This window comes from Pseudomonas sp. A (genome assembly GCF_056270345.1).
On sequence record NZ_CM149873.1, the window covers coordinates 2181940 to 2200849 of the forward strand.

Here is an 18910-nt window from a genome sequence, read left to right on the forward strand (position 1 = left end):
GAAACGCAGTCATGACCCAATCCCTGGCCGATATGCGCCGCGACTACACCCGTGATGGCCTGGCTGAAGCCCAGGCCCCGGGGGAGCCGTTCGCGCTGTTCCACCACTGGTTCGCCGATGCGCTGAAGACCGAGCAGCTGCCGGTGGAAGCCAACGCCATGACCCTGGCGACCGTCGACGCCGATGGCCGTCCGCATTGCCGGGTGCTGTTGCTCAAGGCCCTCGATGCCCGAGGGTTCACGTTCTTCACCAACTATGAAAGCGCCAAGGGCCAGCACATCGCGGCGAACCCGTTCGCGGCCATGACTTTCTTCTGGCCGGCGCTGGAGCGTCAGGTGCGGATCGAAGGGCGGGTGGAAAAGGTCACGGCCAAGGAGTCGGATGACTACTACCAGGTACGTCCTTTAGGCAGCCGCCTGGGCGCCTGGGCGTCGCCGCAGAGCCGGGTGATTGCCGACCGCGAGGAACTGGAAGGGCTGGTCAAGGCCACCGAGGCGCGCTTTTCCGACACCCAACCGCATTGCCCGGAACACTGGGGCGGCTACCGCCTGGTGCCGGAGCGTGTCGAGTTCTGGCAGGGGCGTGCCAGTCGTCTGCACGACCGGCTGAACTTCCGGTTGGTCGATGGCCAGTGGCTGCGCGAGCGTTTGGCGCCCTGACATCTGGGGCCGCTGCGCGGCCCATCGCGGCACAAGGCCGCTCCTACAGGGATCGCGTAACCCCTGTAGGAGCGGCCTTGTGCCGCGATGGGCTGCAAAGCAGCCCCAGCATTACCGATACCCCGCCGCCTCCCGCTCCAGCCACGCCGCCAACTCCTTGCGCCGCACCTTCTCCACCCGTGCCCGCTCCAGCAGCTTGAGCATGAAATCCCGCTTCGCCGGATCCTCCCCGGCCAGTGACAGCGCCAGGTCCCGGTCCATCCAGCGACGCATGCGCACATACAGCCACCCGTGAAAATACAGGCCGGCGATCGTCACCACGACGACGATGAAGTAATCCATGGCTATCCTTGGTCGAACGTAAAAGCCCGCCACACAGTCGGCGCAGGCTGTACCTGGGCTGAATGAAAACAATTTTATAACGTTTGCGCCGTGACACTTGTCAAGGCGCGGAGTCTAATGGACACCTGTCTTATGGAGATTGACCCATGCGTAAATCCGCTTTGCTGCTGGCCAGCTTCACCACCGTGTCGCTGCTGCTGGGCGGCTGCCAGTCGTCGCTGACCGGCGACAGCTACTCCCGTGATGAGGCCCGCCGCGTGCAGACCGTGCGCATGGGTACCATCGAATCCCTGCGTCCGGTGAAGATCGAAGGCACCAAGACCCCGATCGGTGGTGGTGCTGGCGCCATCGTCGGTGGCGTCGCCGGCAGCGCCATCGGTGGCGGCCGTGGCAGCGTCGTGGCTGCGGTGATCGGTGCCGTGGCCGGTGGTCTGGCCGGCTCTGCCGCCGAAGAAGGCCTGACCCGCACCCAGGGGGTCGAGATCACTGTGCGTGAAGACGATGGCAGCATGCGCGCCTATGTGCAGCAAGTGCAGCAGAACGAGGTTTTCCGCGTGGGCGAACGTGTGCGCATCATGACCGTCGATGGCACCAGCCGCGTCACTCACTGATTCCGGCTCATATAAAGAAACCCCGAACGGGCCAGGCCTGTTCGGGGTTTTCTTTTACCTGTAGCCGCGATGCGATTACAGGCCGAGCATGTCCCGCGCCACCGCCTCGGCGATACGGATGCCATCCACGCCGGCGGAGAGAATGCCGCCAGCGTAGCCCGCACCTTCGCCGGCCGGGAACAGGCCCTTGAGGTTGAGGCTCTGCAAGCTGGCATCACGGGTGATGCGCAGCGGCGACGAGGTGCGGGTCTCGATGCCGGTCAGCACCGCGTCGTGCAGGTTGTAGCCCTTGATCTGGCGGTCGAAGGCCGGCAGCGCCTCACGGATTGCCTCGATGGCGAAGTCCGGCAGGCTCGGGGCCAGGTCGCCCAGGGTCACGCCCGGCTTGTAGGACGGCTCGACGCTGCCCAGTGCGGTGGACGGACGGCCGGCGACAAAGTCACCCACCAGCTGCGCCGGTGCCTGGTAGTTGCTGCCGCCCATCACGTAGGCATGGGCCTCCAGGCGCTCCTGCAGCTCGATGCCGGCCAGCGGGCCGCCCGGGTAGTCGCGCTCGGGGTCGATACCGACGACGATGCCGGAGTTGGCGTTGCGCTCATTGCGTGAGTATTGGCTCATGCCGTTGGTGACCACGCGCCCCGGTTCGCTGGTGGCGGCGACCACGGTGCCGCCCGGGCACATGCAGAAGCTGTAGACCGAACGGCCGTTCTTGGCGTGGTGCACCAGCTTGTAGTCGGCGGCGCCGAGTTTCGGGTGGCCGGCGTACTTGCCCAGGCGCGCCTTGTCGATCAGCGACTGCGGGTGTTCGATACGGAAACCGACCGAGAACGGCTTGGCCTCCATGAACACGCCCTTGGCGTGGAGCATGCGGAAGGTGTCGCGGGCGCTGTGGCCCAGGGCAAGGACCACATGGCGCGAGTGCAGCTGTTCGCCGCTTTGCAGTACCACGCCTGTGAGCTGCTCGCCGTCCACCAGCAGGTCGGTGACCTTCTGCTCGAAGCGCACCTCACCGCCCAGGGTGATGATTTCCTCGCGCATCTTCTCGACCATGCTGGTCAGGCGGAAGGTGCCGATGTGCGGCTTGTTGATGTAGAGGATTTCGTCCGGGGCACCGGCCTTGACGAACTCTTCCAGCACTTTGCGACCGTGGTGGTTCGGGTCCTTGATCTGGCTGTACAGCTTGCCGTCGGAGAAGGTACCGGCGCCGCCTTCGCCGAACTGCACATTGGACTCGGGATTGAGCACGCTCTTGCGCCACAGGCCCCAGGTGTCCTTGGTGCGCTGGCGCACTTCCTTGCCGCGCTCGAGCACGATCGGCTTGAAGCCCATCTGCGCCAGCAGCAGCCCGGCGAAGATACCGCAGGGGCCGAAGCCGACCACGATCGGGCGCGCAGGCAGGTCGGCGGGGGCCTGGCCGACAAACTTGTAGCTGACGTCCGGGGCCACGCCGATCTTGCCGTCGCCTTCGAAGCGGCGCAGCAGTTCGTCTTCGTTGCTGGTTTCAAGGTCGATGGTGTAGATGAACAGCAGCTCGCTGTTCTTCTTGCGCGCATCGTAGCTGCGCTTGAACAGGGTGAAGCCGAGCAGTTGCTCATCGCTGATGCCCAGGCGCTGGACGATGGCGGCGCGCAATTCGTCGTCGGAGTGGTCCAGGGGCAGCTTCAGTTCGGTGATTCGTAGCATGGCAGGGTCCAGTATCCCGGCCATGGGCGGCCGGCGGCTTTACACAAACCGCCAAGTATAAGCTGTTAGCCGCCCCGACAGGCAGGATAAAAGCGCCTGGTGATCAGAGGTCGCGGGCGCCGCCGTAGTAGGCACAGCCCTGCAGGGTCTTGCCGTCGATGCGCAGTTCGGCCTTGAGGTGGCGGATGGCCCCGGTGGCGCCGTCGACGCAGCGTTGCGGCGCGACCCACAGCTCGACGCGCTGGCCATTGGCCTCGCTGGACAGGCTCAGGCCGCCGCCGGGCATTGCCTCTTCTAGGTAAGGCAGCGCCAGCGGATCCTGGCCGATGCGGTTGAGCACCATGCCCTTGCCGCTGGCCTTGATGTCCCAGTCCGGTTCGTGGCCGCCGGCACGCAGGGTCAGTTGCCTGAAGTTCGGGTCTTCGCAGCCGGAATATTCGGAGGTTTCGAGGCGGTACAGGCGGGTCACGTCAAGCTGGCCGTCGCTGCCGGCCTGCTTGCTGCCGGTCATGCGCGCGCGGACGTCGGCAAACAGCTTGTCACCGGCGTCGTCGGCCAGGTTGGCGGCTTCCTGCAGGATGCCGGTGGCGGCGGCGTCGTTGACGATGAAGCGGCGGCTTTCGCTGCAGGGCTTGAACAGCAGATGACCGCCGGCCGCGCTCAGTTCGCCTTGCATGCGGGTGGTGCCCAGGTTCGGGTCTACCGGTTTTTCGGCCAGCATCTGGCAGCCGGTGAACAGCGGCAGCAAGGCGGTGAGCAGCAGGGAAGGGGTGAGGCGCATGGGGCGGGCTCCGGGAGACTTTGCAGAATAACGGGCCACGGTACCGAGGCTGGGCGCTGATCACAAGTGGACCGTGTGTCGGCCCTTTCGCGGGTAAACCCGCTCCCACAGGTTCACCACCACCCTTGTATGCAGTGATGTACCTGTGGGAGCGGGCTTGCCCGCGAAGAGGCCGGCATAGGCGATATATTCCTGGCAGGCAGAAAAAAGGGCCTTGCGAAGGCCCTTTGATCATTCAACCCCCCAGATATGCGTCGCGCACCTTCGGATCGGTCAGCAACGCTTCACCGGTACCCTGCATCACCACCTTGCCGTTCTCCAGCACATATGCCCGGTCGGCGACCTTCAGCGCTTGGTTGGCATTCTGCTCCACCAGGAACACGGTCACGCCATCGCGGCGCAGCTGTTCGATGATGTCGAAGATCTGCTGGATGATGATTGGCGCCAGGCCCAGGGACGGCTCGTCGAGCAGCAGCAGCTTGGGCTTGCTCATCAGCGCCCGGCCGATGGCCAGCATCTGCTGCTCGCCGCCGGACATGGTGCCGCCGCGCTGGATGTAGCGCTCCTTAAGGCGCGGGAACAACTGCAGGACCTTGTCCAGCTGCTCCTGGTAGTCGCCCTTGTTGGTGAAGAAACCGCCCATGGCCAGGTTCTCCTCGACGGTCAGGCGCGAGAACACGCGGCGGCCTTCCGGCACCACCGCGATGCTCTTGCGCATGATGTGCGAGGACGGCTGGCCGACCAGTTCCTCGCCCAGGTACTTGATGCTGCCGCTGCTCGCCTGGGGCGAGCCGCAGAGGGTCATCAGCAGGGTCGACTTGCCGGCGCCGTTGGCACCGATCAGGGTGACAATCTCGCCCTGGTTGATCTCCACGTTGACGCTGTGCAGCGCCTGGATCTTGCCGTAGAAGGTGGAAACGTTCTCGAACTTCAGCATTTACGCCTCCCCCAGGTAGGCCTTGATCACATCAGGGTTGCCGCGGATCTCTTCCGGCGTGCCATCGGCCAGGGGCGTGCCCTGGTTGATCACCACGATGTGGTCGGAAATGCTCATCACCAGCTTCATGTCGTGCTCGATCAGCAGCACGGTCACGTTGTGGGATTCGCGCAGATAGGCGATGAGGGCCTTGAGGTCCTCGGTCTCCTTGGGGTTGAGGCCGGCGGCCGGTTCGTCGAGCATGATGATCCGCGGTTGGGTCATCATGCAGCGGGCGATTTCCAGGCGCCGTTGCTGGCCGTAGGCGAGGGTGCCGGCGGTACGGTTGGCGAACTCGGTCAGGTTGACCTTCTCCAGCCAGTACTGCGCGCGCTCCATGGCCTCCTTCTCGCTGCGGCGGAAGCTCGGGGTCTTGAACAGGCCGGCGAAGAAGTTGGTGTTCAGGTGGCGGTGCTGGGCGATCAGCAGGTTTTCCAGCGCGGTCATTTCCTTGAACAGGCGCACGTTCTGGAAGGTCCGCACCACGCCCTTGCGGGCGATCTGATGGCCGGCCAGGCCCTGGATCGGCTGGCCGTCGAGCAGGATGGTGCCGCCGCTGGGCTTGTAGAAGCCAGTCAGACAGTTGAACACGGTGGTCTTGCCGGCACCGTTCGGGCCGATCAGTGCGACCACCTGTTTTTCCTTGACGGTCAGGCCCACGCCGTTGACCGCCAACAAGCCGCCGAAGCGCATGCTCAGGCCGCTGACTTGCAGAATTTCGCGGCTCATCGAGGCAGCTCCATGTGCGGACGTTGCATGGGCAGCAGGCCCTGCGGACGCCAGATCATCATCAACACCATCAGCGCACCGAACATCAGCATCCGGTATTCGCTGAACTCACGCATCATCTCCGGCAGCAGGATCATCACGATGGCCGCGAGAATCACGCCCAGCTGCGAACCCATGCCACCCAGCACGACGATGGCGAGGATGATCGCCGACTCGATGAAGGTGAACGACTCCGGTGTCACCAGCCCCTGGCGGGCGGCGAAGAAGCTGCCGGCGAAACCGGCGAAGCAGGCACCCAGGGTGAACGCCGAGAGCTTGATCACGGTGGGGTTCAGGCCCAGCGCACGGCAGGCGATCTCGTCTTCACGCAGCGCTTCCCAGGCGCGCCCGATCGGCATGCGCAGCAGGCGGTTGATGACGAACAGCGCCAGCAGTGCCAACAGCAGGGCCACCAGGTAGAGGAAGATGACCTTGTTGATCGAGTTGTATTCCAGCCCGAAGAACTCATGGAAGGTCTGCATCCCCTCGGCGGCGCGGCGCTCGAAGGTCAGGCCGAAGAACTCAGGCTTGGGGATGTTGCTGATGCCGTTGGGGCCGCCGGTCCAGTCGGTGAGGTTGCGCAGGAACAGGCGGATGATCTCGCCGAAGCCCAGGGTCACGATCGCCAGGTAGTCACCGCGCAGGCGCAGCACCGGGAAACCGAGTAGGAAGCCGAAGGTGGCGGCCATCAGGCCGGCGATCGGCAGGCATACCCAGAAGCTCCAGCCCAGGTAGTGCGAGAGCATCGCGTAGCTGTAGGCGCCGACGGCGTAGAAACCGACGTAACCCAGGTCGAGCAGGCCCGCAAGCCCTACCACGATGTTCAGGCCAAGGCCCAGCAGCACGTAGATCAGGATCAGCGTGGCGATGTCGACCGCGCCGCGCGAGCCGAAGAACGGCCAGATCAGCGCCGCCACGATCAGCCCCATGATGACCCAGCGCTGGGTCTTCGGCAGGGTGAGGAAGTTGGTCACCGAAGGTGGAACCAGCTTGCGCTCCGAGCGGCGGCCCATCACCGCGCTCCACTGCTTGTCGAACAATACGCGCAGGAACATCAGCACCGAGCAAGCGGCGATGATGCTGATGGTGAACGAGCCCTGGCTGTGCACGATCAGGCTGATGCCGTCGATGCTGAGTTTCAGGCCCAGCACCGGGAAGGCCACGGCCCAGACCAGCAAGGCGCTGAAGAACGCCTGTTTGAGATTTCTGTTCATACTTTTTCAACCTCCGGGCGGCCCAGGATGCCGGTCGGCCGGAACAGCAGGACAAGAACCAAAAGACCGAATGCCACCACGTCCTTGTACTGGTCGCCGAAGATGTCGGCGCCGAACGCTTCGGCCACGCCCAGCACCAGCCCGCCGAGCATGGCGCCCGGGATGCTGCCGATGCCGCCCAGTACCGCCGCGGTGAAAGCCTTCAGGCCCACCAGGAAACCGGCGTTGGGGTTGATCACCCCGTACTGCATGCTCAGCAGCACGGCCGCCACCGCCGCCAGCGCGGCACCGATGACGAAGGTCAGGGCGATGATGTTGTTGGTGTTGATGCCCAGCAGGTTGGCCATCTTGATGTCCTCGGCGCAGGCGCGGCAGGCGCGGCCCAGGCGGGAACGGGAGATGAACAGGGTCAGGCAGGTCATGGCGACGAGGGTCACCACGAACACCAGGATCTGCATGTACGAGACCAGTACTTCCTCAGCGCCCCCCGGGCCGAACGAGAAGCTGCCGGGGATCAGGTTGGGGATGGACTTGTCTTTTGAGTCCTGCGACAGCAGGACAGTGTTCTGCAGGAAGATCGACATGCCGATGGCGGAGATCAGCGGGATCAGCCGGTTGCTGTTGCGCAGCGGCCGGTAGGCGACCCGTTCGATGCTGTAGCCGTAGGCGCTGGTGACGAAGATCGTGGCGACGAAAGCCACGGTCATCAGGATCGGCAACGAGTGAATGCCCATCATGGCCAGCCCGGCAAGGGCGATGAAGGCCACGTAGGAACCGATCATGTACACCTCGCCGTGGGCGAAGTTGATCATGCCGATGATGCCGTACACCATCGTGTAACCGATGGCGATCAGCGCGTAGGTACTGCCGATGGTCAATCCGTTAACCAGTTGTTGTAGGAAATGGTAGATCTCAGGCATTACAGCGCTCCTAAAAACCTGATTTGCATTTCTCTGGCGGGGGATGACCCCGGCCCATGTTCTCGTGGTCTACGCCACGTGATCTTGTGCGGGCACAACCAGGAAACCGCGGGTGACGGTTTTAAGATTTTCAGGTGAACCGGCTCCCGGATCACGGGAATCAGGTCCATAGAACCTCGTAAAACAAAGCCCACTGCTCGCACAGTGGGCTTCTCGGTCAGCTATTAGTCACGCAGTTACTGAGGGGAGACTTCGGTCTTCGGCTTGCCGAAGTGCCATTCGTAGACCACGAACTTGAAGTCTTTCAGGTCGCCCTTGGCGTCGTAGGACAGGTCGCCGGTCGGGGTCTTGAAGGTACCGGCGTGGATGGCGGCAGCCACCTTGTCGGTGTCTTCGGACTTGGCGGCCTTGATGCCTTCGGCGATCAGCTGGACAGCCGAATAGGCCGGGAACACGAACGGACCGCTCGGGTCCTTGCCGTCGGCCTTGATGGCGTCGACGATGGCCTTGTTCGCAGGGTCAGCGTCGAACGACTTCGGCAGGGTGACCAGCAGGCCTTCGGAGGCGCCCTGGGCGATCTGCGAGATGGAGTCGTTACCCACGCCTTCCGGACCCATGAACTTGGCCTTCAGGCCCTTCTCTTGCGCCTGGCGCAGGATCAGGCCCAGCTCTGGGTGGTAGCCGCCGTAGTAGACGAAGTCGACGTTGTTCTGCTTGAGCTTCTGGATGATCGAGGAGAAGTCCTTGTCACCGGCGTTCAGGCCTTCGAAGACGGCGACCTTGGTGCCTTTCTTCTCGAGGGTGGTCTTGACCGCGGTGGCGATGCCTTCGCCGTACTGCTGCTTGTCGTGCAGGACCGCGACGACCTTCGGCTTGACGTGGTCGGCGATGTAGTTGCCGGCGGCCGGGCCCTGGGCGCTGTCCAGGCCGATGGTGCGGAAGACCATCTTGTAGCCACGGCTGGTGATGTCCGGGGAGGTGGCGGCGGGGGTGATCATGATCACGCCTTCGTCCTCGTAGATGTCGGACGCAGGCTGGGTGGAGCTGGAGCACAGGTGGCCGATCACGTACTTGACGCCATCGTTGACCACTTTGTTGGCGACGGCCACGGCCTGTTTAGGGTCGCACGCGTCGTCGTATTCCTTGGCTTCGAGCATCTTGCCATCGACGCCGCCCTTGGCGTTGATGTCCTTGATGGCCTGTTTGGCGCCGACGAACTGCATGTCGCCGTACTGGGTCACCGGCCCGGTCTTGGGACCGGCGATGCCGATCTTGATGGTGTCGGCGGCAAACGAATGGCTGGCGACTCCGGCCAGAACCATCGCGGCAAACAGCTTGGAAATCTTGATCATAGTGCTCCACTCATTCTGTTGTAATTCTTATAGTCCTGAGGCCAGGGCTACAGACCGGGCGGGATTTCGGCCTGGCTACGCCATGCCGTAAGCCCACCTTCCCCCGGAACATGTCCCGGAACTGTACCGGTACAGTGTAGAGCGCTGTCCGAGCGCTTGAAAAGCGGGCGAAAAGCGTCTGTTTCGAGGGGTGTCGCCTGGTCGACATAAAGATACAGAAAAGCGCCATCACTTTGCCGGTATCTGCGGCCCGCCCCCACAAGTTCGGGCCTGATCGACCAAATTACGTATTTGAAACCAGGTTTTTCTGCAAAAATGCCGGCCTTTTTGTTGGACGATCTTTGCGCAGGTAAACCCATGACTGATCAAGTAAGCACCCTCTATGCCAAATTGCTCGGCGAGACCGCCGTCATCGAGTGGAAAGCCCTGGAGCGTTTCTGGGCCAAGGGTGACCTGATTTGGGTCGACTCCAGCCTTGACCTGATCACCGTTGCCGAGGCGATGGCCGAGAATCGCAGCGAGATCTTCGCCAAGTGGCGTAATGATGGCACTGTCGGGGCGGTTTCCGCCGAGCAGGCGCTCGACCTGCAAACCCGCGATCCAGAGATCTGGGCGGTGGTGGTTTCGCCGTTCATCGTGATCCAGGCGAAGAAAGCGGAATAAGCACGCGCTTTTTTAGTGCGCAAAAACGCGCAGGCGCCTCACGTTGGTGCGCGTTGACGCTCACGTAAGGTGGAAGTTGGTAACAGTGGCGGGGTGATTTGGCGGGGCGGTAACAGTTTACGGGATGCGTAAATGGGGCTGCTGCGCAGCCCTTTCGCGGCACAAGGCCGCTCCTACAGGAGGGCGCGATTTCCTGTAGGAGCGGCCTTGTGCCGCGAAAGGGCCACTAAGTGGCCCCAGCTCTATCAATAATCCACGCGCCCGGTATGGCTGTTCAGCGAAATCACCCGGGTCTTGCCGATGCGATGGCGGAAGATCTCGCGCAGGTACTTCACCGCCTTCTTCACGCACTCGCGCGACAGGCGGATGTCGTTGATCGAGACGAAGCGGCTCTTGTCGTTGATCAGCTCGCGGTACTTCTTCTCGTACATCGGCTTGATCGCATACCAGTTGGTGTCGAGGATCTTCGCCGGGTTCTCGAACTCGTTGAGCAGGTCGTCGATGCTGTCCTCGTCGAAGTGCTCGCTGGTGATGAACTCCAGGATCGCGTTGTCCATGGTGTCGTCGAAGCGGTACGGGTTGCGCGCGAAGCAACGCTTGATGAACGCCACGATCAGGGTCAGGAAGTCATCCGACAGGCACGGGCTCTTGGCGATCAGGGTGGTCAGCGACAGGTTGGCCGAGGCGCCGATCACCAGTGCGTAGCGCTTGAGCGTGGTGTTGGGGAACAGGCTGTTGAGGTGGGTCTTGAGCCGGTTCAGGTCCATGTACGACAGCTTGTAGTCCTTGGGCAGGGATACGATCGACACCACCGACGAGCAGTTCTTGAAGAAGTGCAGGTCGTGCAAGGCTGCGGCGTCGTAGCCCGAGGCCTGGTACTGCTCCAGCGCGGCACGGTAGCGGCGCGACTCGATCGGCAGCAGGCTGATGCCCTCGATGGCCTGGGTCTGCTTGTTGAAGTGCGGCAGGTCGATGGAGCGGAAGAACAGGTCGTCGATGTCCAGGCGCGGCTGCTCGCGCTCGAACACCTTGAACTTGTCCGAGCCCGCTGGCGGCACTTCCGGCACCACCGATTCGGCGTAGGCAATGGCCACGGGGCCTGCCAGGCTCATGAACAGGTCGTTGGCGTCCAGGCGGATGGTCTCGCCGATGTCGATGCCGGCGCGGCGGAAGTAGTTCTGGTCGTAGTCGGTGGTCACCGCCTGGGCGGTGAGGATGTTGAAGATCTGCTGGGAGATGTACTGGTTGGCGTGCTTCTCCATGGCGTTGACGTCGATGTTCTGGATCGTGCCGTCATCGCTCTCCTCAGCGTAGCGCATGATGTCGTTGGAGATCAGCATCATCGCGTTCCACGGGCGGATCCGGCCCATGACGCTGGCTTCGCTGCTGTCTTCATTGTCGAAGTTGTACGAGAAGTCCCATTCCTCCGACAGGTACTTGCACAGCAGGCGCCCGGCGTTGATGTGCAGCGCCTCGGACATCTCGCTGCGGTGATCGGAGGCGTTGGGCAGCACGCAGATGCCGCTGGTGAAGATCGGCTCGAAGACGAACGAGTGCCCGCTCTTGCCATCGTTCTCGTCGGCCGGCTTGGTGTCGAAGGTCTTGTTCATGTACGAGTACTGCTGGGCCAGGCCGAATTCCGAGGCCATCCCCGAGCCGGTGCCGCCGCCGGCACTGAAGATGTAGAAGTACAGGCGCGACTGGTTGGCCTTGATGCCGCAGGAGTCGATCAGGTACGAGTGGATCAGCTTCCAGTCGGCGCTGGAGAAGCGCTGGGTGTCCTTGTTGAGGATGATCTTGGCCAGGTACTGGCCGAGGATCGGCGCGTTGCCGGCGCCCCCGGCATGCACCTCGGACAGGTCCATGATCTTCATCTTGCTGTAGTCGCGCAGGAAGCCGCCACGCTCGCCCTTGCGCGAGAAGCGGATGCGCCCGGCGATGTCCTTGTCCAGGTCGCCCAGCATCACCAGCGGCTCGACCAGGAACACCGGCTTGGCGGCCTTGTTCTGCACCAGGCGCAGGTTCTGGCGGATCCAGCGCGCCGGGCTGTAGCCGGCCTCGCCCTTGAAACGGTCCTCGTTGTTGTACTCGTTGAGGAAGAAGGTACGGGCGTTGTACACCAGCTCTGCGACGTCCAGGGCGATGTTCGAGCCGCAGCGGCCCAGGCCGATCAGGCACACCGACGGGAACTGCTGCTCCAGGCGCAGCTGGTCCTCGTCCTCGACGTGCAGGTTCGGCGGAAACACCAGGTCGCGCAGGCCGTCGAGGTTGTCGAGGATGCGCTGGATGTCCTGCTCGGTGAAGTACAGGTACTGTTGCGCCGGCGTGCTGCGGGCGGCGGGTAGGTCTCGAGCACTGCCGGCGGTCAGCGAGGTGGGGCTGAGGGTCGGCTCGGGAGCCGCATTGGCAGAAGTGTTCGTAGAGGTCATAGTGCGCCATTTGCCTGGAGTGGTTGGCTTCCCGGTGATGAATATCATCTAGCCATCACGGAGAAATTTCGCGACTTTATCAGTGCGTCTTTTTCTTATGCGATAGGGGGTTTCCTTAGTCGGACTAAGGTTTTTCCCTTCGCACCCGCATTGCATCGTCCGTTTGTCACGCTTCTTTAATCTGGAGTCGCTCATGAGTACTGCATTGCCTTCGCTGGGGTTTGCCGGGATCGGCCTGATGGGCCTGCCGATGTGCCGTCGGCTGCTGGCCGCCGGGTATCCGCTGACCGTGTGGAACCGCAGCCCGGACAAGTGCGCCGAGCTGGTCGCCGCCGGTGCGCGACTGGCCGCCAGCCCCGCCGAGCTGTGCCAGGCGACGGATATGGTGCTGTTGTGCCTGGCCGACACGGCGGTGGTGCGCGAGGTGGTGTTCGGCGAGCAGGGCGTCGCCCAGGGCGGGCGCAGCGGTCAGTTGCTGGTGGACTTCTCCAGCCTTGAGCCGACCGCCACCCGGGAGATGGCCGCCGAGCTGGCTGCCCTGTGCGGCATGGCCTGGCTCGATGCGCCGGTGTCCGGCGGCACGCCGGGGGCCGAGGCGGGTACTCTGGCAATCATGGTCGGTGGCGAGGCCGATGATCTTGAGCGGGCGCGGCCGGTGCTGCAGACCCTGGGCCAGCGGGTGACGCACATGGGCGCGGTGGGCGCCGGCCAGGTGACCAAGGCGTGCAACCAGATGATCGTGGCCTGCAATGCGCTGGTGATCGCCGAGGTGGTGGCGCTGGCCGAGCAGTCAGGGGTCGATGCGCGGCTGATTGCCGAGGCGCTGGCGGGCGGGTTTGCCGACTCCAGGCCGCTGCAGATTCTTGCTCCGCAAATGGCCGAGAGCCAGTTCGAGCCGGTCAAGTGGCATGTGCGCACCTTGCTCAAGGACCTCGACACCGCGGTGAAATTCTCCCGCGAGCAGGGCTCGGCGACGCCGCTCAGTGGCCTCGCCGCGCAATTGATGCGCCTGCACGGTAGCCAGGGCTATCTGCAAAAAGATCCGGCGACCCTGGTAACGCTGTATCGCAACAAGGACTGAGCTCGCCCGGCTGGCGGTCGAGCCGTTCGAGGATCGGCCGCAGCTCGGCCAGCGGCACCGGTCGGCTGAGCAGGTAGCCCTGCAGGTAGTCGCAGCCATGGCTGGCCAGGAACTCATGTTGTTCGACGGTCTCGACGCCTTCGGTGACCACCTTCAGGTGCAGGGTGTGGGCCATGATGATGATCGCCTGGACGATCTCCCGGTCCTTCTGGCTGCCCGGTACGTCCTGGATGAACGAGCGGTCGATCTTCAGCACGTCCAGCGGCAGGCGCTTGAGGTAGGCCAGCGAGGAATAACCGGTACCGAAGTCGTCGATCGACAGCGCCACGCCCTGGGCGCGGATGCGCTTGAGCAGGCTGATAGTGTGGTGGATGTCACCCATCAGCGCGTTCTCGGTGACCTCCAACTCCAGCTGGCGCGGCGCCAGGCCGGCCTGGAACAGCGCCATTTCCACCTCGGTGGCCAGCTCCTCGCGGCCGAGGGTGAGCGCCGAGCAGTTCACCGTGACCTTCAGTTCGCCGTAGCCATGGCGATTGAGCTGGGCCAGATCCTCGCAGGCCCGGCGCAGCACCCACAGGTCCAGCTCGGCGATCAGGCCATTGGCCTCGGCGATGCAGATGAAGCGGTCGGGGCTGAGCAAGCCGTGTTGCGGGTGCTGCCAGCGCACCAGGGCCTCGAGCTTGGCGACCTGGCCGCTGCGCAGGTCGAAGATCGGCTGGTAGTGCACGCACAGGCCGCGCTCCTCGAACAGCGCCACACGTAGTTCCTCCTCCAGTTGCAGCTCCAGGGTGGCGCGGGTCTTCAGGCCGTTGTTGAAGAAGTTCAGGCTGTTGCGCCCGCAGCCCTTGGACTGGTACAGCGCCAGGTCGGCGTTCTTCAGCAGTTCCTCGGTGCTCTGGCCATCGTCGGGGAAGATGCTGATGCCGATGCTGGTGGTCATCACCATGCGCCGGCCCGCCAGGTCGATCGGCTCCTTCATTCGTTGCATGATGCGCTGGGCCAGATGACGGGCCTCGTCGCGGCTGTTGAGACTGGTGACGATGCAGAACTCGTCGCCGCCGAAGCGCGCCACCAGGTCCTGGCCGCGGGTGGCGGCCTTGATATGGTCGGCGATGACCTTGAGCAGCTCGTCGCCGGCGGCATGCCCGAGGCTGTCGTTGATGCGTTTGAAATGGTCGATGTCGAGGAACATCACCGCCAGCATGCCCTCATGGGCGGCCTGCTCGGCCAGGCGCTCGGCGAACACCTGGTTGAAACCGCGGCGGTTGACCAGGTTGGTCAGGGCGTCGTAGTGGGCGGCCTGCTGCAGCGAGGCCCGGGCCTGGTCGAGCTGGCTGAGCAGCACATTGACCCGGCGCAGGTCGTGCTCCTTGCTCTGCAGCTTCTTGTCGGCCAGCGCCGCGCTGATGCTGCCGCCGCTGATCAGCAGGGTGATGACGGCGATGGTCAGCGCCAGTTGCAGACTGTTGTCGGCCGAGGGCAGGCGCAGGGCGGTTTCGCCGGGAATCACCAGGGTCATGGCAGCCATGCCGGTGAAATGGGTCAGCACGATGCCGCCGGCCATTAACAGGCTGGCGCCGTACTTGAGCAGCAGGTGCAAGGTGCCGCTGCCCTTGTTGAAATAACGGGCCATCAGCAGCGCCAGTAGGCTGACGAGCACGGCGATGCCGATGGAGGCGAGCAGCAGGCCGGTCTGGTAGTACTGCTGGGCGCTGGTCTGCAGGGCGGCCATGCCGGTGTAGTGCATGAGGCTGATGCCCAGGCCGATGAACAGCGCGGTCTGCAGGTAGTGGCGCAGGCGCATTTCGCTGCGGTTGAGGCTGTTCATCGCCAGCCAGGCGGCGAGCAGGGCCACCAGCAGCGACAGGCCGGTCAATGGCGCGTCGAAGTGGATCTCCAGCGGCGCCTGGAACGCCAGCATGCTGATGAAGTGCATGGCCCAGATCCCGCCGGCCAGGCAGCAGGCGCCGAGCACCCGCCATTGCCGGCGGGCGAAACGGTCATCGCAGTGGCTTTGCCTTTCGCTCATGTCCAGCGTGGCGAAACAGGCGGCGCTGGCCACGATAAAGGCGAGCAGCACCAGGAAGGGGTTGTGTCGACAGTCGAGGATGATCTGTCCGGTCGCCGGCAGCTCGGCGAACAATTGCAGTCCCAGCCACTCCATTGCAGGCCTCTTCGTCGAGTCTTCACTCGTCCCCAAAAAGCACGGATGGAGACTGTTCCTGCTGGAGTATAGGAACGGGTGCTTAAGCCTTCCTGATTAATGGCACTTTGGTTTCTACCATTTGGATATGAAGGCAATAGCTGGATGGTCTAAACGGATACCGCTGCCCCGCACAAACCCTGTAGGAGCGGCCTTGTGCCGCGAAAGGGCCGCGCAGCGGCCCCGGCGATCTTTGCATGAACGCTGAAATCCTGGGGCTGCTTTGCAGCCCTTTCGCGGCACAAGGCCGCTCCTACAGAGGATGCGTGAGTCCTGATCAACCGGCGACAAGCACCCGGATTGCCTCGAGACGCAGCGCCGCTTTTTCCAGCGCCGCCAGCCCTTCTTCGCGCTGCTTGCTCAGCGCATCGATCTCGCTGTCACGCACGCTCGGGTTCACGGCCTTCAGAGCGGTCAGGCGCGCCAACTCCTCGTCGGCCTCGGCGGTAAGCCGCTGCCGGGCCTGGGCCACGCGCTCGTCGTGGATCGGCAGGACCTTGGCTTCGCCTGCGGCGATGCGCTTGGCCAGCACGTCGCGCTGGGCCTGGACGAACTTGTTGGCGCTGGCCTTGGGCACGCTTTCGAGCTGGTCGTTGAGGGTTTCGAACGCCACCCGCGGGCCCAGGTCGTTGCCGTTGGTGTCGAGCAGGCAGCGCAGCGCGGCCGGCGGCAGGTAGCGGCCCAGCTGCAGGCTGCGCGGGGCCACCACTTCGCTGACGTAGAGCAGCTCGAGCAGCACGGTGCCGGGTTTGAGCGCCTTGTTCTTGATCAGCGCCACCGCGGTGTTGCCCATCGAGCCGGACAGCACCAGGTCCATGCCGCCCTGGACCATCGGGTGCTCCCAGGTCAGGAACTGCATGTCCTCGCGCGACAGCGCCTGGCCACGGTCGTAGGTGATGGTCACGCCTTCGTCGTCGCCCAGCGGGAAGCTGGCGTCGAGCATCTTCTCGCTCGGCTTGAGGATCAGGGCGTTTTCCGAGTGGTCCTCGCTGTCGATGCCGAAGGCGTCGAACAGGGTTTCCATGTAGATCGGCAGGGCGAACTGGTCGTCCTGTTCGAGAATGTCCTCGACCAGCGCCTGGCCTTCGCCGGCGCCGCCGGAGTTGAGTTCCAGCAGGCGGTCGCGGCCGGTGTGCAGTTCGGCTTCCAGGCGTTCGCGCTCGGCGCGGGCCTCGGCCACCAGCTTGCTCCAGCTCTTTTCGTCGCTGTCGGCCAGCAGCGGCAGCAGGCGCGGGCCGAACTGGTGCTGCAGGGCGTTGCCGGTCGGGCAGGTGTTGAGGAAGGCGTTGAGGCCTTCGTGGTACCACTGGAACAGGCGCTCCTGCGGGCTGTCCTGCAGGTACGGGATGTGCAGCTGGATCGTGTGCTTCTGGCCGATCCGGTCGAGACGGCCGATGCGCTGCTCGAGCAGGTCCGGGTGGGCCGGCAGGTCGAACATCACCAGGTGATGGGCGAACTGGAAGTTGCGGCCCTCACTGCCGATCTCGGAGCAGATCAGCACCTGGGCGCCGAATTCCTCGTCGGCGAAGTAGGCGGCGGCGCGGTCGCGCTCGAGGATGCTCATGCCTTCATGGAACACCGTGGCCGGGATGCCGGAACGCACGCGCAGGGCGTCTTCCAGGTCCATGGCGGTCTCGGCGTGGGCGCAGATCACCAGGACCTTGGTGCGCTTGAGCATCTTCAGGGTGTCGATCAGCCAGTCGACCCGTGGGTCGAAACGCCACCAGCGCTCGTCGTCGCCGCTCTCGCCCTGGGCCTGGAAGGCCACTTCCGGGTACAGCTCGGCGCGCTCGCCCGAGGGCAGCTCGGCGTAGGCGTCGGGGTTGGCCAGCGGGTAGGGGTGCAGCTGGCGCTCGGGGAAGCCCTGGATCGCCGCGCGGGTGTTGCGGAACAGCACGCGGCCGGTGCCGTGGCGATCGAGCAGCTCGCGGATCAGGCGGGCACTGGCCTGGCTGTCGCCATCGCTGACCGCGGCCAGCAGAGCCTCGCCTTCGGCGCCGAGGAAGCCCAGGATGGTGGCGTGGGCCTTCGGCGACAGACGGCCTTCGTCGAGCAGTTCCTGCACGGCTTCGGCCACCGGGCGATAGTGCTCGCTCTCGGCGCGGAAGGCGGCCAGGTCGTGGAAACGGTTGGGGTCGAGCAGGCGCAGGCGAGCGAAGTGGCTGTCCTGGCCGAGCTGTTCCGGGGTGGCGGTGAGCAGCAGCACGCCCGGGATGACCTGGGCCAGTTGCTCGACCAGCGCATATTCGGCGCTGGCCTGCTCCTCGTGCCAGACCAGGTGGTGGGCCTCGTCGACCACCATCAGGTCCCAGCCTGCGGCGAACAGCGCGTCCTGGGCCTTCTCGTCCTCGACCAGCCATTCCAGGGCCACCAGCGCCAGCTGGGCATCCTCGAACGGGTTGCTGGCGTCGCTCTCGATGAAACGCTCGGCGTCGAACAGCGCCACCTGCAGGTTGAAGCGTCGGCGCATTTCCACCAGCCACTGGTGCTGGAGGTTCTCGGGCACCAGGATCAGCACGCGGTTGGCGCGCCCGGACAGCAGCTGGCGGTGGATCACAAGGCCCGCCTCGATGGTCTTGCCCAGGCCCACTTCGTCGGCCAGCAGGACCCGTGGGGCGATGCGGTCGGCCACTTCACGGGCGATGTGCAACTGGTGGGCGATGGGTTGGGCGCGCACGCCGCCCAGGCCCCACAGAGACGAGAGCATCTGCTTGCTGGTGTGCTGCAGGGTGTTGTAGCGCAGCGAGAACCACGACAGCGGGTCGATCTGCCCGGCGAACAGGCGGTCGCTGGCCAGACGGAACTGGATGAAGTTCGACAGCTGCGTCTCGGGCAGGGTGCGCGGCTGGTTCTGGCCGTCGATGCCGTGGTAGACCATCAGGCCGTCGATGTCATCGACCTCCTGCACGGTCAGCTTCCAGCCTTCGAAGTGGGTGATCAGGTCGCCGGGCGAGAAGCGCACGCGGGTCAGCGGCGCATTGCGTAGCGAGTACTGGCGGGTGTCGCCCGTGGCCGGGTAGAGCACGGTCAACAGGCGGCCATCCTGCGCCAGGATGGTCCCAAGACCGAGCTCGGCTTCGCTGTCGCTGATCCAGCGTTGCCCCGGTTGATACTGCTGCGCCATACTGCCAAAACTCCCGCGATGAAAAAGCCGACTATGTTAACGGATCGGCTTCGCCAGACCAATGAATGTGAAGAGTCTAGCGCTTTCATCGACGAACACCGTCC

General features: G+C 64.3%; 15 protein-coding genes. 4 read left to right on the top strand and 11 right to left on the bottom strand.

Features of this window, described 5'->3' with window-relative positions; translation table 11 throughout:
* Positions 1 to 11 precede the first annotated feature (11 nt).
* A complete protein-coding gene (pdxH, locus tag AC0MAZ_RS09875; protein WP_203647735.1) occupies positions 12 to 659 on the top strand; it encodes a pyridoxamine 5'-phosphate oxidase in 648 nt (215 codons plus the stop codon).
* Between the two features lie 111 nt (positions 660 to 770).
* Here pdxH and AC0MAZ_RS09880 read toward each other — a convergent pair whose 3' ends face one another.
* The gene (locus AC0MAZ_RS09880; RefSeq protein ID WP_028692125.1) at positions 771 to 1001 is read right to left on the bottom strand and encodes a hypothetical protein; all 231 of its coding nucleotides are present in this window, start codon (positions 999 to 1001) and stop codon (positions 771 to 773) included.
* 146 nt (positions 1002 to 1147) lie between these two features.
* Here AC0MAZ_RS09880 and AC0MAZ_RS09885 point away from each other — a divergent pair, with 146 nt between their 5' ends.
* A complete protein-coding gene (locus AC0MAZ_RS09885; RefSeq protein ID WP_050704227.1) occupies positions 1148 to 1612 on the top strand; it encodes an outer membrane lipoprotein in 465 nt (154 codons plus the stop codon).
* Positions 1613 to 1687: 75 nt separating this feature from the next.
* Here the strand turns inward: AC0MAZ_RS09885 and AC0MAZ_RS09890 are convergent, their stop codons facing one another.
* The 7 genes from AC0MAZ_RS09890 to AC0MAZ_RS09920 form a co-directional block, all read right to left on the bottom strand.
* Positions 1688 to 3295: an NAD(P)/FAD-dependent oxidoreductase gene (locus AC0MAZ_RS09890; protein ID WP_232855818.1), complete on the bottom strand. Its 1608-nt coding sequence runs from the start codon at positions 3293 to 3295 to the stop codon at positions 1688 to 1690.
* Between the two features lie 103 nt (positions 3296 to 3398).
* The gene (locus AC0MAZ_RS09895; protein ID WP_203647734.1) at positions 3399 to 4076 is read right to left on the bottom strand and encodes a COG3650 family protein; all 678 of its coding nucleotides are present in this window, start codon (positions 4074 to 4076) and stop codon (positions 3399 to 3401) included.
* Between the two features lie 235 nt (positions 4077 to 4311).
* Positions 4312 to 5013: an ABC transporter ATP-binding protein gene (locus AC0MAZ_RS09900; protein ID WP_203647733.1), complete on the bottom strand. Its 702-nt coding sequence runs from the start codon at positions 5011 to 5013 to the stop codon at positions 4312 to 4314.
* A complete protein-coding gene (livG, locus tag AC0MAZ_RS09905) occupies positions 5014 to 5781 on the bottom strand; it encodes a high-affinity branched-chain amino acid ABC transporter ATP-binding protein LivG (protein ID WP_084856089.1) in 768 nt (255 codons plus the stop codon).
* Positions 5778 to 7034: a high-affinity branched-chain amino acid ABC transporter permease LivM gene (locus tag AC0MAZ_RS09910; protein ID WP_028692120.1), complete on the bottom strand. Its 1257-nt coding sequence runs from the start codon at positions 7032 to 7034 to the stop codon at positions 5778 to 5780. Before AC0MAZ_RS09910 ends, livG begins: the two co-directional genes overlap by 4 nt.
* The gene (livH, locus tag AC0MAZ_RS09915; protein ID WP_028692119.1) at positions 7031 to 7954 is read right to left on the bottom strand and encodes a high-affinity branched-chain amino acid ABC transporter permease LivH; all 924 of its coding nucleotides are present in this window, start codon (positions 7952 to 7954) and stop codon (positions 7031 to 7033) included. The genes AC0MAZ_RS09910 and livH overlap by 4 nt, the downstream gene beginning before the upstream one ends.
* A gap of 236 nt (positions 7955 to 8190) precedes the next feature.
* A complete protein-coding gene (locus tag AC0MAZ_RS09920; protein WP_186735311.1) occupies positions 8191 to 9306 on the bottom strand; it encodes a branched-chain amino acid ABC transporter substrate-binding protein in 1116 nt (371 codons plus the stop codon).
* A gap of 357 nt (positions 9307 to 9663) precedes the next feature.
* Between AC0MAZ_RS09920 and AC0MAZ_RS09925 the strand changes: the two genes are divergently transcribed.
* Positions 9664 to 9969 carry a DUF2288 domain-containing protein gene (locus AC0MAZ_RS09925; protein WP_475860955.1) on the top strand — a complete coding sequence of 102 codons (306 nt, stop codon included), beginning with the start codon at positions 9664 to 9666 and terminating at the stop codon, positions 9967 to 9969.
* A gap of 245 nt (positions 9970 to 10214) precedes the next feature.
* Here AC0MAZ_RS09925 and AC0MAZ_RS09930 read toward each other — a convergent pair whose 3' ends face one another.
* Positions 10215 to 12398: a hypothetical protein gene (locus AC0MAZ_RS09930; RefSeq protein WP_186735307.1), complete on the bottom strand. Its 2184-nt coding sequence runs from the start codon at positions 12396 to 12398 to the stop codon at positions 10215 to 10217.
* Positions 12399 to 12591: 193 nt separating this feature from the next.
* Between AC0MAZ_RS09930 and AC0MAZ_RS09935 the strand changes: the two genes are divergently transcribed.
* A complete protein-coding gene (locus AC0MAZ_RS09935; protein WP_475860957.1) occupies positions 12592 to 13479 on the top strand; it encodes an NAD(P)-dependent oxidoreductase in 888 nt (295 codons plus the stop codon).
* Here AC0MAZ_RS09935 and AC0MAZ_RS09940 read toward each other — a convergent pair.
* Both AC0MAZ_RS09940 and rapA read right to left on the bottom strand, forming a co-directional pair.
* Positions 13379 to 15643, bottom strand: a complete 2265-nt coding sequence (locus tag AC0MAZ_RS09940; protein WP_203647731.1) for a putative bifunctional diguanylate cyclase/phosphodiesterase — start codon at positions 15641 to 15643, stop codon at positions 13379 to 13381. The genes AC0MAZ_RS09935 and AC0MAZ_RS09940 overlap by 101 nt on opposite strands.
* Positions 15644 to 15959: 316 nt before the next feature.
* Entirely contained in the window at positions 15960 to 18806 is a 2847-nt protein-coding gene (rapA, locus tag AC0MAZ_RS09945; RefSeq protein ID WP_475860959.1) for an RNA polymerase-associated protein RapA, read from the bottom strand.
* Positions 18807 to 18910: the final 104 nt, after the last annotated feature.